This window comes from Promicromonospora sp. NPDC110617 (assembly GCF_055598465.1).
On record NZ_JBVKBM010000001.1, the window covers coordinates 683843 to 699244 of the forward strand.

Below are 15402 nucleotides of genomic sequence, written 5' to 3' on the forward strand. Positions count from 1 at the left end.
TGCCTTGAGACCGGTCGGTCAACCGACCGGTCTCAAGGCAACCGACCGATCTCGCTGCAGGTGGGGGCCTCCTACCACTGTGCTCACTCCCTGGGTGGAGTGGCTCGTCAGGATGTCCTTCTTGCGGGGGATCCATGCCTTTCTGGCCCCCAGCAGACTGACGGGGTGCCGAGACGAAGGAGCATCCCCATGAATGCACACCGCCGAGTCAGAGCAGCTCTGGGTGTGGTGGTGGCCGGCGCGCTGCCGCTCACCGCCGCAGGTATGGCAACGACGGCGTCCGCCAGCGCGGTGCCCGCGACGCCCGCAGTGACCACGGAACCCGCGCCGGCCGTGGACGCGACGTCCGCGGCCGCCCTCGACGACCCCCTGGCGCTGTCCCGCCAGGTCCGCGACGCCGCCGAGCAGGCCGCCTCCGCGCCCGCCGCCCGTACCCTGACCACCGACGCGGGTATCCGGCGTGAGCTCGACCGGGCGGTCTCGACCATCGTGGACGACGGCGCCGTCGCCGTCACCGCGCGCGTCGAGACGCCGGACCTCACCTGGGCGGGCGCGGACGGCGTCCGCGAGCTCGGAGGCCACGCGCGCGCCCGGGCCGACGACCCGTTCCGCGTGGCGAGCAACACCAAGCCCATGATCGCGACGCTGGTGATGCAGGAGATCGAGAAGGGCACCTGGACGCTGGACACCAGCGTCGAGGACGTGCTGCCCGGCGCCCTGCCGCGGGACGTGACGATCGAGCAGCTGCTGAGCCACACGTCGGGTGCCCCGACGGCGTCGGAGTACCTGATCGTCGACAAGATGCAGGACCCGGCGGACATCGACGAGTACTTCGAGGTGCTGGGCGAGCACTACTCGGACGGTGACCACGTCCGGGCCGTGCACACCGCACCCTGGATGCTGGAGCCGGGCACGGGCTTCTCCTACTCCAACGCCGGGTTCGTGACGCTCGGCATGATGCTGGAGAAGGTGAACCGGACCGGCCTCGACGAGCTCCTGGAGGAGCGCGTGTTCGAGCCGGCCGGCATGCGCCGGAGCGACTACCCCGTCAGCCCGCAGAAGCGCGGGCCGTTCCTGCACGACGCCGCGTACACCGGCGCCGACGGCGCGGGCTGGTACTCGATCGAGCACTTCGACCCGACGCTGTTCCGCGCGGCCGGCGCCGTGACCAGCACGACGAAGGACCTCGCCGCCTTCAACGAGGCCCTGGTCACCGGCGAGCTGGTGGCACCCGAGACCGTGACCGACATGCTCACGCCGCGCAGCGCCGAGCTGATCGAGTACGGCCTGGGCACCTACCGCCTGCCCGACCCGTGCGTGCCGGGCGAGTACCTGTACGGGCACGACGGCGCGAGCTTCGGCACATTGAGCGTGAACCTCACCTCGCTCGACGGCGAGCGGCAGCTCTCCTTCGGCGTGACCGGGCGGAACGTGACGCTCGACCCGGAGGCGCTGTACGACCTCAACGAGCTGCTGGTGCCGATGTTCGCGGCGACCTGCTGAGGTCTCGACGGGCTCGACCGGCGGGTGTGCCGGGGTCTCGACGGGCTCGACCGGCGTGGGCTACCGCGGGTCGAGCCTGTCGAGACCCCTCAGCCCTGCGCCCACGCCGCGGAGCTGGAGCCGCGGACCACCAGCGTGGGCTGGAACATCACGTGCTCGGCCGCGGCGTCCGGCCCGTCGAGCAGGAGGTCGGCTGCGCGGACCCCGATCTCGTGGGTCGGCTGCCGCACGGACGTCAGGGGGGTGGACAGCTCGGCGGCGAAGGCGACGTCGTCGTACCCCACCACGGCGACCTCGGCGGGGACGGCGATGTTCTCCGTGCGGAGCGTGCGCAGCACACCGAGTGCGACCAGGTCGTTGACGCAGAAGACGGCGGTGGGCCGGTCGCCCGACGCCAGCAGCCCCCGGATCGCGGCCTCCCCGCCCTCGGCGTTCAGGCTGGACACAGTAATCTCGACGAGCGCGGTCGCCGGGTCGAGCCCCGCGGCGACCAGCTCCTTGACCACACCCTCGTGCCGGTCGGCGCACTGCCGGATCGTGTGCGGGCCGTTGAGGAACGCGATGCGCGTGTGCCCCTCGTCGAGCAGGTGTCGCGCGGCGAGCTCGCCGCCGCGCACGTCGTCGACGGCGACGGACGAGATGCTCGGGTCGGACGACGGGCGGTCCAGCAGCACGACGCCGGTGCCGCGCCGGCGCACCGCCAGGAGGTGCTCGATGTCGTCGGTGGCGGGCACCACCATGACACCCTGCACGCCGTGCTCCTCGAACAGGCGCAGGTAGCGCTGCTCGCGGTCGGGCTTGTCGTCCGACGACGCGACCATGAGCGTGAAGTCGTCCTGGTCCAGGCGCTGCTCGATACCCCGCGCGACGTCGGTGAAGAACGGGTTGGCAATGTCCAGCACGATGGCGCCGACCGTGGTGATGGTGCCCGCGCGGAGCTGCCGGGCCGAGCCGTTGCGCACGAAGCTCAGCTCGTCGATCGCGGCCTCGACCCGTTCGCGCGTGCCGGGCAGCACCCGCTCGGGGCGGTTGAGCACGTTGGACACGGTGCCGACGGAGACGCCGGCGGCACGGGCGACGTCGGCGATGGATGCTCGGCGGTGAGCGGCCGGCTGGGTCATGAGCGCCTCCTTGCTTCGGGCTACATTATGAACCGATTCACGCCGGAGTGGGTCGCCCTTCGACGGGCTCAGGAACCGGAGGACCGGACATGTCGAGCAACACGGCGGGCGCACGCGTCTGCTTCACGTCCCGGGTGCGGGCGGACCGCCTGGACGAGTACCGGGTGGCCCACGCCGCCGTCTGGCCCGAGATGCTCCGGGCCCTGCGCGACACGGGCTGGCGGGACTACCACCTGTTCCTGCGCGACGACGGCCTGCTGGTCGGGATCCTGGTGACCGACGACTATGAGGCGGCGCAGCGCGGGATGGCCGCGACCGAGGTCAACGCGCGCTGGCAGGCGGCGATGTCGGGCTTCTTCGTCGACGAGGGCAACCCGGACGACGGCTTCGTGCTGCTGGACGAGGTGTTCCACCTGGAGGCCCAGCTCGCGGCCCTCCCGGACGACGCCGCGTCCGACGACCGCTGACCTGACGGGCGGACGGGCGGGCGGGCGCGTGCGCCGCGCGGCCCCGCGTGGTTTCCCCTTTGAGGCCCGGGTTTCTTCGCTTTGGAACCGTCCAAAGCGAAGAAACCCGGGCCTCAAAGGTGAGTGACGCCGAGCGGTACGCCGTCCGCTCGTCGACGCCGAGCGCCGCGCCGTCCGCTAGTTGACGCCGCCCTCCGGCTCGTTGAGCGCCTCGATGTCGCTGATCCCGGTGCGCTGGCCGAGCAGCCGGTTCGTGATCCACGTCAGGAGCCACAGGACGAAGCCGATGCCGAGGAGCCAGCCTGCGATCGTGTAGGTGAGCGGGTCGCGTCCGGTCCACGGCCCGACGAAGAACGCGCAGGCCAGCGCGCCGATGACCGGCAGGATCGTCGGCGCCACGAAGTGCCGGCGGTCGATCGGGTCGCGGCGCAGCACGAGCACGCAGACGTTGACGATGGCGAACACGCCCAGGAGCAGGAGTGCCGTGGTGTCGCCGAGCGCCGCGACGACGTCGTTGTCCGGGTCCCGGCTGACGAAGTAGATCAGGCCGAGGGAGATCGCCGTGGTGACGAGGATGGCCACCCACGGCGTCTGCCGCCGCGCTCCCACGCGCCCCAGCACGCCGGGCAGCACGTTCTGCTTGGCCATGCCGTACAGCAGGCGGCTCGCCATGAGCATGTTGATGAGCGCCGAGTTTGCCACCGCGAACATCGAGATGAACGGGAGGATGTCGCCCGCCGGGATGCCGGGCGCCGCGGTCTCGACCACGGTCACGAGCGGTGTCTCGCTCTCCGCCAGCACGCCGACCGGGACGATCGCCACGGCGAACAGGGAGACGAGCACGTAGATGACCCCGGTGATGCCGATGCCGGTGATCATCATCTTGGGGAAGTTCCGGACCGGGTCGTGCGTCTCCTCGGCCATGTTCACGGAGTCCTCGAAGCCGACCATCGCGAAGAAGGCGAGGGCGGTCGCGGCCGTCACGGCGAAGAAGGCACCCTTGTCGTTCGGGTCCTCGAACACGATGGTCCGGGAGAAGTCGACCTGGCCGGCGAACGCGGCGTAGAAGCCGATGAGGATCACGAGCAGCAGGCCGGACAGCTCGACGAGCGTCAGGAAGATGTTCGCCTTGACGCTCTCGCCCACGCCGCGCAGGTTCACGGCCGCGACCACGCCCATGAAGACCAGGGCGACGGTGATGACGAGCGTCGAGTTCTCGGCATCCAGCCCGAAGCCCACCGCGAGGTTCGAGGCGAACGCCCGGGACGCCGTGGACGCGGACGTGATGCCGGAGCACATGACGGTGTAGCAGACCATGAACGTCAGCAGGTGCACGCCGAACGCCTTGTGTGTGTAGAGCGCTGCGCCGGCCGCCCGGGGGTACTTGGTCACCAGTTCCAGGTACGAGAAGGCGGTGATCAGCGCGATGGCGAAGGCGACGATGAAGGGCGCCCACGCCGCGCCGCCGACCTGCGCGGCCACCTTGCCGGTGAGCGCGTAGATGCCCGTACCGAGGATGTCGCCCACGATGAAGAGCAGGAGGAGCTTGGGCCCCATGACCCGCTTGAGCTCGGTCGGTTCCTCGCCGAGGGCTGCGTGCTCCCCGGCCGTTGGCTGGCTCATTTCCGTCGCCTCCGTTCTGAGGCGGCACGTCTTCGGGCCACCTCCGTACGCTGCGGGCAGTGTGCACCCCTGATCGGCCAAGGGTTCCGCAACGGGCACGACTCGGCAACGGACGCGCCGCAAGTTCTTGACGCTCTGACCTGGCAGGTCTATCTTCCGAAGTATCTGTTTGAACGATTCAAACGCCAGATAGCGGTCAATGCAGACCGCCCGCACATCTCGACGGAGAGACATGCAGAACGCCGCACCGACGCTGCGCCTGGAGGGGGTCGCCAAGTCCTTCGGGCCCGTGGCCGCGCTCCGCTCGGGCACCCTGGTCGTGCAGCCCGGCAGCATCCACGCCCTGGTCGGCGAGAACGGCGCGGGCAAGTCCACGCTGGTCAAGATCGTGGGCGGCGTGTACCGCCGCGACGCGGGCGTGGTCGAGCTCGACGGCGAGCCCGTGGACTTCACGGGCCCCGCCGAGGCCAAGGCGGCCGGCGTCGCCGTGATCCACCAGGAGCCCGCGAGCTTCCCCGACCTCACGGTCACCGAGAACATCTACCTCGGCCGCGAGCCGCTGGGCCGGTTCCGTCGCATCGACCGGCGCGCCATGCGCGCGGGGGCGCGCGAGCTGTTCCGGGAGCTCGGCGTGGACCTCGACCCGGACCGCCCTGCGGAGGGGCTGTCCATCGCGGACCAGCAGATCGTCGAGATCGCCAAGGCGATCTCCCTGGATGCCCGGCTCCTGGTCATGGACGAGCCGACGGCGGCACTCAGCGCCGTCGAGGTGCGCCGCCTGTTCGCCGTCGCGCGCGGGCTGCGCGACGCCGGCCGCGCCGTCGTCTTCATCTCCCACCGCCTCGACGAGGTCGCCGACCTCTGCGACACCGTCACCGTGATGCGCGACGGCGAGCACGTCTCGACCGACCCCGTCGCCGACGTGACGGCCGACGAGCTGGTGCGGCGCATGGTCGGCCGCGCCGTCTCCGACCTCTACCCCAAGGTCCCGAGCACCCCCGGCGAGGTGGTGCTCCGGGTCGAGGGGCTCCAGTCCACCGGCACCTTCCACGACGTGTCCTTCGAGGTCCGGGCGGGCGAGATCGTGGGCCTCGCGGGCCTGGTCGGGGCCGGGCGCAGCGAGATCGCCCGCGCCGTGTTCGGCGTCGACCGGTACGACGCCGGGCACGTCACCGTGGGCGGGCGGGCGCTGCGCCCGGGCGACCCGACGGCGGCCATCGCCGCGGGCCTCGCCCTGGTCCCCGAGGACCGGCGGCTGGAGGGCCTGGTCACCGAGTCCTCCGTGGCCCGCAACGTCTCCGCGGTCTCCCGGCGCCGCCTGGCCCGCCTCGGCATCCTGCTGCCCGACGCCGAGGCGCGCCTCGCGCGCGACTGGTCCGGCCGGCTGGCGGTGAAGGCCGGCGCGCTCGACGCCGTGGCCACCACGATGAGCGGCGGCAACCAGCAGAAGGTGGTGCTGGCCAAGTGGCTGGCCACCGGCCCCAAGGTGCTCATCGTCGACGAGCCCACCCGCGGCATCGACGTGGGCACCAAGGCCGAGGTGCACCGGCTGCTCTCCACCCTGGCCGCCGAGGGGCTGGCGGTCCTGATGATCTCGTCCGAGCTGCCCGAGGTGCTCGGAATGGCCGACCGCGTGCTCGTGGTCCGGGAGGGGCGGATCGTCGCCCGGCTGGACCGGGCGGAGGCCACGCCGGAGACCGTGATGCGCGCCGCGACGCCGGGTGCGTCGTCGGAGCGGGGTGACGCCGCATGAGCGCCCTGACCGCCCTGCTGCGCCGGCGCGAGGCCGGCATCGCCCTGGCCCTGCTGGTCGTGATCGGCGTGACCACCGCGATCCAGCCCGGCTTCCTGCTCAGCTCGGGCGGCTGGCGGGACCTGCTGCTCACGCCCGCGATCCTCGTGGTGCTCGCCGTCGGTCAGGCGGTGGTGGTCATCACGCGCAACGTCGACCTCTCCGTGGGTTCGATGCTCGGCCTCACGGCGTACCTGACCGGCCGGCTGTTCATCGAGGCGCCCGACCTGCCGGTCGTCGTGGTGGCGCTGGTCGCCGTCGCGGCCGGGGCGGCCCTGGGCCTGGTCAACGGGTCGATCGTGGCGTTCGCCCGCGTGCCGGCCCTCGTCATCACGCTCGGCACCCTGTACGTCTATCGCGGGGTGGCCCTGACCTGGGCGGGCAGCGACCGGATCGACGCCGGCGACATGCCCCGGTCGTTCCTCGCGCTGGGCACCCGGCAGGTGCTGGGCATCCCCGTGCTGACCGTCGTCGCCGCCGTCGTGCTGGCCGGCGTCGGCTACTACATGTACAGCGCGCGCGGCGGGCGGCAGCTCTACGCGATCGGGTCGGACCCCGACGCCGCCGAGCTGCAGGGCCTGCCCGTCCGACGCCGGCTGCTCGGGGCGTTCGCCCTGAACGGCGCGCTCGCCGGGCTGGCCGGCGTGATGTTCGCCGCGCGGTACGGCACCGTGTCGTCCGGCGCGGGGGTGGGCCTGGAGCTGCAGGTCGTGGGCGCCGTCGTGGTGGGCGGCGTCGCGATCTTCGGCGGCAGTGGCACCGTCGTCGGGGCGGCGCTCGGCGCCATGCTGCTGCTCACGATCAACCGGGCCCTGCCCGTCGTGGGCATCCCCGACTTCTGGCAGCGCGCCGTGGTGGGCGTGCTCATCATCGGCGCCATCGCACTGGACCGGCTGCTGGCCCGGCGGCGGTCGCACCGCCTCGCCGCCGAACGAGATACCGACCAACCCGGCGACGCCGGCCCGGCCGACCGCGAGGAGGCGAACCGATGAGGACCCACGCCCGCCCGTGGTGGCAGCGCGCGCTGCTCACCCGCGAGATGCTGACCATCCTGATCCTGGTCGCGGCCTGGGTGGTCGCGTCCGCGACCGTGCAGGGCTTCGACGGTCCGCTCACCATCACCTACCTCGTGCTCGACGTCGCCCCCGTGCTGCTCATCGCCCTGCCCATGACCCTGATCATCGGCACGGGCGAGATCGACCTGTCGGTCGCCTCCGTCGTGGGCCTGTCCAGCGTGACCTTCGGGCTGCTGCACCAGGCCGGGTTCGGCCTCGGGGTCGCCCTGCCGGTCTCCGTGCTGCTGGGCGCGGTGTGCGGCGCCGTCAACGGCGCGCTGGTCGCGTACGGCGGCCTGCCGTCGCTGGCCGTCACCATCGGCTCGCTCGCCCTCTACCGCGGCCTCGCCGTGGGCCTTCTGGGCACCACGGCCGTCACCGACTTCCCCGAGTCCTGGACCGACGGCGCCACCGAGAACCTCGGGGAGTCGCCCTGGCCGGTGATCACCCTCGGCCTGGTCCTGATGATCGCCGTCTTCGCGGTGCTGCTGCACGCCACGCCGTTCGGCCGGAACGTGCTGGACATCGGCCGCAGCAGCGAGGCCGCCCGGTTCTCCGGCGTCGACGTCAAGCGGACCCTCCTGATCCTGTTCGTGCTGTCCGGGGCGGTCTCGGCGCTCGCGGGCGTCTACTACACGCTCCGCTACGGCAGCGCCCGCGGCGACAACGCGACCGGCCTGGAGCTGCAGGTCGTGGCGGCGGTGCTGCTCGGTGGGGTGTCCATCTTCGGCGGCCGCGGCGCGATCCACGGCGTGGTCGCGGGCGTGCTGCTCATCGGCGTGCTCAGCAGTGCCCTCCGGCTGGAGGGGGTCACCGTCAACGTCATCAACATCGTGATCGGCACGGCGCTCGTCGTGTCGGTGGTCGCGCCGCGCATCGCGGGCGGCCTCAGGGTCCGACGGCGTCCGGCGGTCGGGCAAGGAAGCTAGGGAGACGAACGATGAGGTTCACATCTGTGCTCGCGGCCGGCACGGCCGCTGTGCTCGCGCTGGGGCTGACCGCGTGCGGCGGCGGAGGCGACGAGGGCGGTGACGGCGCCACCGGCGAGACCGAGGGCGCCACGATCACCATGCTGCCCAAGAATCTGGGCAACCCGTATTTCGAGGCGTCCACCGCCGGCGCCGAGGAGGCGGCCGGCGAGCTGGGGGCCACGGTCGACGAGGTCGGGCCGGACACGGCGTCGCCCGACTCGCAGGTGCCGTTCATCAACACCGCCGCCCAGCAGGGCGTGAGCGCGCTGGTGATCTCGGCCAACGACCCGACGGCGATCGGCGACGCGCTCGACGAGGCGCGGTCGGCGGGCACCAAGGTGGTCACGTTCGACTCGGACACCGAGCCGCAGTACCGCGACCTGTTCGTCAACCAGGCCTCCGCCGAGGGCATCGCGGACAAGCAGCTCGAGCTGATCTCCGACCAGATCGGCGGCGAGGGCGAGATCGCGATCCTCTCGGCGTCGGCCAACGCGACCAACCAGAACGCGTGGATCGCGATCATGGAGGAGAAGCTGGCCTCCGACTACCCGGACATCGAGCTCGTCGAGACCGCCTACGGCGACGACGACGACCAGACGTCGTTCGACAAGACGGCAGCGCTGCTCCAGTCGCACCCGGACCTCAAGGGGATCGTCTCGCCCACGACCGTCGGCATCGCCGCGGCGGCGCGCTACGTGTCGACGTCCGAGTACAAGGGCAAGGTCGCGGTCACCGGCCTCGGCACGCCCAACCAGATGCGCGAGTACGTGGACGACGGCACCGTCGAGGCGTTCGCGCTGTGGAACCCGACCGACCTCGGCTACCTGGCGACGGAGGCCGCCGCGGCCCTGGTGGCGGGCGACATCACGGGCGAGGAGGGCGACACCTTCGAGGCCGGCCGGCTCGGTGAGTACACCGTGGGGGCCGACGGCGAGGTCGTGCTCGGCGAGCCGTTCGTGTACGACAAGAGCAACATCGACGACTTCGACTTCTGACCGCTCACGGCGCCCGGTGGTGACCGCGGCGGCTGCTGCTGCGGCGGTTGCGCCGTCGGGCTGCGCCGGGCCAGGTCTTGGCGTCCGGACTCCTCCCCTTTGAGGCCGAACTGGCTTCGCTTTGAGGACGATCAAAGCGAAGCCAGCCCGGCCTCAAAGGGGAGTTCGTGTTGCCCACGGCAACTACCACGCGCGCCCGAGGGCGCCGGGTGATCCAGGCGGTGCCCAGGGAAAGATCACCCGCTCCACAGGGGTGAAAACTGAGGTCGTCGTGCCTGGTCACCACTAACGTCGCCCTGTTCTTCGCGTCGGCCGCACCCCGTGCGCCCGACGCGTTTCGATGCGAGGAGGACACAGTGGTTCGGCACGCGGCAGCTCCGACATCCCGGACGAAGCAGGGCCCTCGGCACGGCGCCGGCAGGACGACGCTCGCCGGGAGCGTGGTGGGCAGAACGCTCATTCTCGGCGTGGCGCCGGCGATGGTGCTCGGCGGCGCGCTGGCCCCGGCGGCGACGGCGCTGACGACGGAGCCGTCCCTGGAGCCCGAGGGCATCGCGGCCCCCGCGGACTCCGCGCTGCCCGACGCCGGCACCACGGACGCGCAGGTCGAGAAGGTGGAGGTGGCCGCGGCTCCCGTCGAGGAGACGGCCGTGGTCGAGGACGTCACCGGCGCCGACCCCGAGCCGGCCGCCGAGACCGCCACGGCGGCGGACGGCGCGGTGGTGCTCGACACCGCCGACGCCGACGGACGGATCGCCGGCGCCATCGAGGTGCCGGAGGGGTTCCAGACGGTCGGGCTGTCCTGGCCGGCGGAGATCGACCAGGCCGTGCCCGAGATGCAGGTGCGCACCCGGGCCACCGACGGCACCTGGAGCGACTGGAGCCACCTGGAGAAGTCCACGGACGACGCCGACACCGGCTCCGCCGTCATGACCTCCGCCCCGGTCTACGTGGGCGAGGCGGACGCCGTGCAGCTCGCGACCGTGGACGAGACCGCCGAGTTCCCGGAGGGCGTCGAGCTCAGCCTGGTCTCGTCGGCCCAGGTCACCACGGCCGCGGCGACCACCTCGGGCACGGTCGCGGCGTCGACCGCGACCGCGGGGCCCACGATCATCACGCGCGAGGAGTGGGGCGCGGCGCCCCGCTGCCTCGAGCCGGGCACCGGTCCCACCTGGTTCCCCGCCGAGGGCGGCCTCAAGGCCGCCGCCGTCCACCACACGGTGAACCCGAACGACTACGCCACCGTGGCCGAGGCCATGCAGGCCATCCGCAACGACCAGGCGTACCACCAGCAGACCCACGGCTGGTGCGACATCGGCTACAACTTCCTCGTCGACAAGTGGGGCAACATCTACGAGGGTGCCGACGGCAGCATCGAGGAGCCGATCATCGGCGCCCACACCGGCGGCTTCAACACCGGCACGGTCGGCGTCGCGATGATCGGCACGTACACGACGGCGGCGGGCGTGAAGCCCACCACCGCCCAGCGGGACGGCGTGGCCAAGATCATCGGCAGCCGCCTCGCGCAGTACGACGTGAACCCGGACGAGACGACGGTCCTCACCGCCGCCGGCCACACCGACGGCGGTCGCTACCAGGCCGGCGACCAGGTGACGCTGCAGCGGGTCTTCGGGCACCGCGACACGCACCAGACCGAGTGCCCGGGCGAGCTCGCCTACCCGCTGCTGTCGGGGATCCAGGACCAGGCTGCCGTGTACGCGAAGCAGTACGCCGAGGTGGACGAGCAGTCCAAGAACTTCGTGCAGGCGATGTACCAGGACTACCTCGGCCGGCCGGCCACCGCCGCGGACATCGAGAGCTGGTCCTACCGCGTCTCGGTGGACGGCCAGGGTGTGCTGGCCGACGGCATGGCCAAGTCGGACAACTACCGCAAGGTCCGCATCAGCCAGGCGTTCCAGGCGACCCTCGGCTACACGCCGTCGGCCACCCAGACGGCCAACTACCTCGCCATGGTGAAGAAGAAGACGCGGACGATCGACGAGATCGAGCCGTACCTCATGGGCACCTCGACCTACTACAAGCACGTGGGCGGCACCGACGCGAAGTACGTGACCGCGCTGTACCAGCACATCCTGCACCGGCCGCCGACGTCGGACCAGCTCAAGCACTGGCTGCCGCGGCTGAACACCCTGGGCCGCGCGGGCGTGGTCCAGGCCCTCTGGGACAACCCCCAGGCGGTGCGGTTCCGCGTGGTCGCGACCTACGAGCACTACCTGGGCGCGCCGCCCACCACCGCGCAGGCCGACGTGTGGGTCAACCGCCTCACGAAGGCCGGCACGACCGAGGACGAGTCGACGCTGCGCCGCGCGATCGTGGTGACGAGCAAGTACCTGGCAGCGGCGGACGCGCGGTACTGACGGGCTCCGCGTGGGTCGCTGATGCGCGTGGTCGGTAGTTCGTCAGGTGGTCGGTAGCCCGAGCTGCCGACCACCTGACGAACTACCGACCACGCGCACTTGTCTTGAACCTTGACCCTGTGGCGGTCGCGGAATAGGCTTCGAATGAATCGTTTCAAGATGCGCACGAGGGCGTGCGCGGAGAGGGAGGACGCCATGGCGGCATCCACACGTGTCGAGGCGGCCAGGTCCGCGCTCCGGCAGCAGACGATCGAGCTGCCGTCCTGGGCCTTCGGCAACTCGGGCACGAGGTTTAAGGTCTTCAGCCAGCCGGGCGTGCCGCGTGACCCGTTCGAGAAGATCTCCGACGCCGCCCAGGTGCACCGGTACACGGGTGTGGCACCGCGCGTCAGCCTGCACATCCCCTGGGACCTCGTCGACGACTTCGGCGCGCTCGCCCGGCACGCCGGCGACCTGGGCGTGCAGATCGGCATGATCAACTCCAACGTCTTCCAGGACGAGGACTTCATGCTGGGCTCGCTCGCCCACCCCGACCCGCGGGTGCGGGCCAAGGCCGTGGACCACCACAAGCAGTGCATCGACGTCATGCGCGCCACGGGGTCCAAGGACCTCAAGGTCTGGCTGTCGGACGGCCTCAACTACCCCGGCCAGGACTCGATCCGGGCTCGGCAGGACCGGATCGCCGAGTCGCTGGCCGAGATCTACGCCGCGCTCGACGACGACCAGCACATGGTGCTCGAGTACAAGTTCTTCGAGCCGGCCTTCTACGTCACCGACGTGCCGGACTGGGGCACCTCCCTGCTGCACGTCATGGCGCTCGGCGACCGGGCGAAGGTCGTGCTGGACACCGGCCACCACGCGCCCGGCACCAACATCGAGTTCATCGTGGCGCAGCTCCTGCGCCAGGGCCGGCTCGGCGCCTTCGACTTCAACAGCCGCTTCTACGCCGACGACGACCTCATGGTCGGCGCCGCGGACCCGTTCCAGCTCTTCCGGATCATGCACGAGATCGTGTCCGCCGGGGCGCACGCCCCGGACGGCGGCGTGAACTTCATGCTCGACCAGTGCCACAACATCGAGCCGAAGATCCCGGCCCAGATCCGGTCCGTCATGAACGTCCAGGAGGCGACGGCGAAGGCGCTGCTCGTCGACGTCGAGGCCCTGGCGGCGGCGCAGCGGGCGGGTGACGTGCTCGGCGCGCACGGCGTGCTCATGGACGCGTACGACACCGACGTCCGGCCCCTGGTCGCGCAGGTGCGCGAGGAGATGGGGCTGGACCCGAACCCGACCGCGGCCTTCGCGGCGTCGGGTTATGCCGAGAAGATCGCGAGCGAGCGCGTCGGTGGCGCGCAGGCGGGATGGGGAGCATGAACGACGTCAGCGGATCCGGCGTGGTCTCCGGCAGCGTGGTCGCGGACCTGGTGGGCCGGTCGAACCGGCTCGGTTCCGACCCCCGGGTGACCAACTACGCGGGCGGCAACACGTCCGCGAAGGGCACCGCCACCGACCCGGTGACGGGCGAGCCCGTCGAGCTGCTGTGGGTCAAGGGCTCCGGCGGCGACCTCGGCACGCTCACCGAGCAGGGCCTGGCCGTGCTGCGGCTCGACCGGATGCGCGCCCTCGTGGACGTGTACCCGGGCGAGGAGCGCGAGGACGAGATGGTCGCCGCGTTCGACTACTGCCTGCACGGCAAGGGCGGCGCGGCGCCGTCGATCGACACGGCGATGCACGGCCTGGTCGACGCCGTCCACGTGGACCACCTGCACCCCGACGCCGGCATCGCGATCGCCGCGGCGGCCGACGGCGCGCAGCTCACCGCCGAGATCTTCGGCGACGAGGTCGTGTGGGTGCCGTGGCGCCGGCCGGGCTTCCAGCTCGGCCTCGACATCGCGGCCATCAAGGCGGCCAACCCGCAGGCCGTCGGCTGCATCCTCGGCGGCCACGGCATCACGGCCTGGGGCGACACGTCGGCCGAGGCGGAGGAGCGGTCCCTCGACATCATCCGGCGGGCCGAGGAGTTCATCGCGGCCCGGGCCGCGGCCCGCGGCACCCACGCCTTCGGCGCGGTACGCCCCGGCTACGAGCCCCTGCCCGACGCCGAACGCCGGGCCCGGGCCGCCGCGCTCGCGCCGGTGATCCGGGGGCTGGCCAGCATCGACGCCCCGCAGGTGGGCCACTTCACCGACACGGAGCCGGTGCTGGACTTCGTCGCGCGCGAGCGGCTCGTGCCCCTGGCTGAGCTCGGCACGAGCTGCCCGGACCACTTCCTGCGCACCAAGGTGAAGCCACTGGTCGTCGACGTCCCGACGTCGGCCACGGTGGAGGAGACCGTGGCCGCGCTCCGGGCCGCGCACGAGGCCTACCGCGCCGACTACGCCGCGTACTACGAGCGCGGCGCGGCCCTCGCCCGGTCCCGCGGCGAGGAGCCGCCCGCCATGCGCGGTGCCGACCCGGCGATCGTGCTGGTCCCGGGCATCGGCATGTTCTCGTACGGCCGGAACAAGCAGACGGCGCGCGTGGCCGGCGAGTTCTACGTCAACGCGATCAACGTGATGCGCGGCGCGGAGACCGTCTCGACCTACGCGCCCATCGCGGAGGCCGAGAAGTTCCGCATCGAGTACTGGGCGCTGGAGGAGGCCAAGCTGCGGCGCATGCCCGCGCCGAAGCCGCTGGCGACCCGGGTCGCCCTGGTGACCGGGGCTGCGTCGGGCATCGGCAAGGCGATCGCCACGCGACTGGCGGCCGAGGGCGCGTGCGTGGTGGTGGCGGACCTGGACGCCTCGAAGGCGTCGGCCGCGGCGGCCGAGCTGGGCTCGGCGGACGTCGCGATCGGCGTGGCCGTGGACGTGTCCTCCGAGGCGGCCGTGCGGGCGGCGGTCCAGGAGGCGGTGCTGGCGTTCGGCGGGGTGGACCTCGTGGTGAACAACGCCGGGCTGTCCCTGTCGCGCTCCCTGTTCGAGACCACCGAGGCGGACTGGGACCTGCAGCACAACGTCATGGCCAAGGGGTCGTTCCTCGTTTCTCGTGAAACGGCGCGGGTGCTGGTGGACCAGGGCATGGGCGGCGACATCGTCTACATCTCGTCCAAGAACTCGGTCTTCGCAGGGCCCAACAACATCGCCTACTCGGCGACCAAGGCCGACCAGGCGCACCAGGTGCGGCTGCTCGCGGCCGAGCTGGGGCAGTACGGCGTCCGCGTGAACGGCGTGAACCCGGACGGCGTGGTGCGCGGTTCGGGCATCTTCGCCTCGGGCTGGGGTGCCAACCGGGCCGCGGTCTACGGGGTTCCGGAGGAGAAGCTCGGGGAGTTCTACGCGCAGCGCACCCTGCTCAAGCGCGAGGTGCTGCCCGAGAACGTGGCGAACGCCGTGTTCGCGCTGTGCACCTCCGACTTCTCGCACACGACGGGCCTGCACGTGCCGGTGGACGCGGGCGTGGCAGCGGCGTTCCTGCGGTGAGCGAGCCGCTGAGCGGTCGGGCCGGGTCTCGACAGGCTC

General features: G+C 71.8%; 11 protein-coding genes. 9 read left to right on the forward strand and 2 right to left on the reverse strand.

The window, feature by feature from the left end; genetic code table 11:
• Positions 1-189: 189 nt before the first annotated feature.
• On the forward strand, positions 190-1503 hold the full coding sequence (locus tag ACZ7LE_RS02935; protein WP_470401884.1) for a serine hydrolase domain-containing protein: 1314 nt from the start codon (positions 190-192) through the stop codon (positions 1501-1503).
• Positions 1504-1592: 89 nt separating this feature from the next.
• Here the strand turns inward: ACZ7LE_RS02935 and ACZ7LE_RS02940 are convergent, their stop codons facing one another.
• Positions 1593-2624 (reverse strand): LacI family DNA-binding transcriptional regulator, encoded by a 1032-nt coding sequence (locus tag ACZ7LE_RS02940; protein ID WP_470401885.1) that lies wholly within the window; start codon positions 2622-2624, stop codon positions 1593-1595.
• Positions 2625-2713: 89 nt separating this feature from the next.
• Here ACZ7LE_RS02940 and ACZ7LE_RS02945 point away from each other — a divergent pair, with 89 nt between their 5' ends.
• Complete coding sequence (locus ACZ7LE_RS02945; RefSeq protein WP_470401886.1) at positions 2714-3091, forward strand: L-rhamnose mutarotase; 378 nt, start codon at positions 2714-2716, stop codon at positions 3089-3091.
• Between the two features lie 177 nt (positions 3092-3268).
• Here the strand turns inward: ACZ7LE_RS02945 and ACZ7LE_RS02950 are convergent, their stop codons facing one another.
• On the reverse strand, positions 3269-4714 hold the full coding sequence (locus ACZ7LE_RS02950; protein WP_470401887.1) for an APC family permease: 1446 nt from the start codon (positions 4712-4714) through the stop codon (positions 3269-3271).
• A gap of 232 nt (positions 4715-4946) precedes the next feature.
• Between ACZ7LE_RS02950 and ACZ7LE_RS02955 the strand changes: the two genes are divergently transcribed.
• The 7 genes from ACZ7LE_RS02955 to ACZ7LE_RS02985 all read left to right on the forward strand — a co-directional run bounded on the left by ACZ7LE_RS02955 (position 4947) and on the right by ACZ7LE_RS02985 (position 15363).
• The gene (locus tag ACZ7LE_RS02955; RefSeq protein ID WP_470401888.1) at positions 4947-6467 is read left to right on the forward strand and encodes a sugar ABC transporter ATP-binding protein; all 1521 of its coding nucleotides are present in this window, start codon (positions 4947-4949) and stop codon (positions 6465-6467) included.
• The gene (locus ACZ7LE_RS02960; RefSeq protein WP_470401889.1) at positions 6464-7498 is read left to right on the forward strand and encodes an ABC transporter permease; all 1035 of its coding nucleotides are present in this window, start codon (positions 6464-6466) and stop codon (positions 7496-7498) included. Before ACZ7LE_RS02955 ends, ACZ7LE_RS02960 begins: the two co-directional genes overlap by 4 nt.
• Positions 7495-8490: an ABC transporter permease gene (locus ACZ7LE_RS02965; protein WP_470401890.1), complete on the forward strand. Its 996-nt coding sequence runs from the start codon at positions 7495-7497 to the stop codon at positions 8488-8490. The genes ACZ7LE_RS02960 and ACZ7LE_RS02965 overlap by 4 nt, the downstream gene beginning before the upstream one ends.
• 11 nt (positions 8491-8501) lie before the next feature.
• Entirely contained in the window at positions 8502-9527 is a 1026-nt protein-coding gene (rhaS, locus tag ACZ7LE_RS02970; RefSeq protein ID WP_470401891.1) for a rhamnose ABC transporter substrate-binding protein, read from the forward strand.
• A 440-nt stretch (positions 9528-9967) separates the two neighbouring features.
• On the forward strand, positions 9968-11905 hold the full coding sequence (locus tag ACZ7LE_RS02975; RefSeq protein WP_470401892.1) for an N-acetylmuramoyl-L-alanine amidase: 1938 nt from the start codon (positions 9968-9970) through the stop codon (positions 11903-11905).
• Positions 11906-12100: 195 nt separating this feature from the next.
• Entirely contained in the window at positions 12101-13276 is a 1176-nt protein-coding gene (gene rhaI, locus ACZ7LE_RS02980) for an L-rhamnose isomerase (RefSeq protein WP_470401893.1), read from the forward strand.
• Positions 13273-15363, forward strand: a complete 2091-nt coding sequence (locus tag ACZ7LE_RS02985) for a bifunctional aldolase/short-chain dehydrogenase (protein ID WP_470401894.1) — start codon at positions 13273-13275, stop codon at positions 15361-15363. The genes rhaI and ACZ7LE_RS02985 overlap by 4 nt, the downstream gene beginning before the upstream one ends.
• Positions 15364-15402 lie beyond the last annotated feature (39 nt).

Excerpts from the sequence above, each read along its gene's own strand:
- ACZ7LE_RS02955 (WP_470401888.1), top strand. The coding sequence starts at position 4,947 with ATGCAGAACGCCGCACCGACGCTGCGCCTGGAGGGGGTCGCCAAGTCC.
- ACZ7LE_RS02940 (WP_470401885.1), bottom strand. The coding sequence starts at position 2,624 with ATGACCCAGCCGGCCGCTCACCGCCGAGCATCCATCGCCGACGTCGCC.
- ACZ7LE_RS02960 (WP_470401889.1), top strand. The coding sequence starts at position 6,464 with ATGAGCGCCCTGACCGCCCTGCTGCGCCGGCGCGAGGCCGGCATCGCC.
- rhaI (WP_470401893.1), top strand. The coding sequence starts at position 12,101 with ATGGCGGCATCCACACGTGTCGAGGCGGCCAGGTCCGCGCTCCGGCAG.
- ACZ7LE_RS02950 (WP_470401887.1), bottom strand. The coding sequence starts at position 4,714 with ATGAGCCAGCCAACGGCCGGGGAGCACGCAGCCCTCGGCGAGGAACCG.
- ACZ7LE_RS02945 (WP_470401886.1), top strand. The coding sequence starts at position 2,714 with ATGTCGAGCAACACGGCGGGCGCACGCGTCTGCTTCACGTCCCGGGTG.
- ACZ7LE_RS02985 (WP_470401894.1), top strand. The coding sequence starts at position 13,273 with ATGAACGACGTCAGCGGATCCGGCGTGGTCTCCGGCAGCGTGGTCGCG.
- ACZ7LE_RS02965 (WP_470401890.1), top strand. The coding sequence starts at position 7,495 with ATGAGGACCCACGCCCGCCCGTGGTGGCAGCGCGCGCTGCTCACCCGC.
- rhaS (WP_470401891.1), top strand. The coding sequence starts at position 8,502 with ATGAGGTTCACATCTGTGCTCGCGGCCGGCACGGCCGCTGTGCTCGCG.
- ACZ7LE_RS02935 (WP_470401884.1), top strand. The coding sequence starts at position 190 with ATGAATGCACACCGCCGAGTCAGAGCAGCTCTGGGTGTGGTGGTGGCC.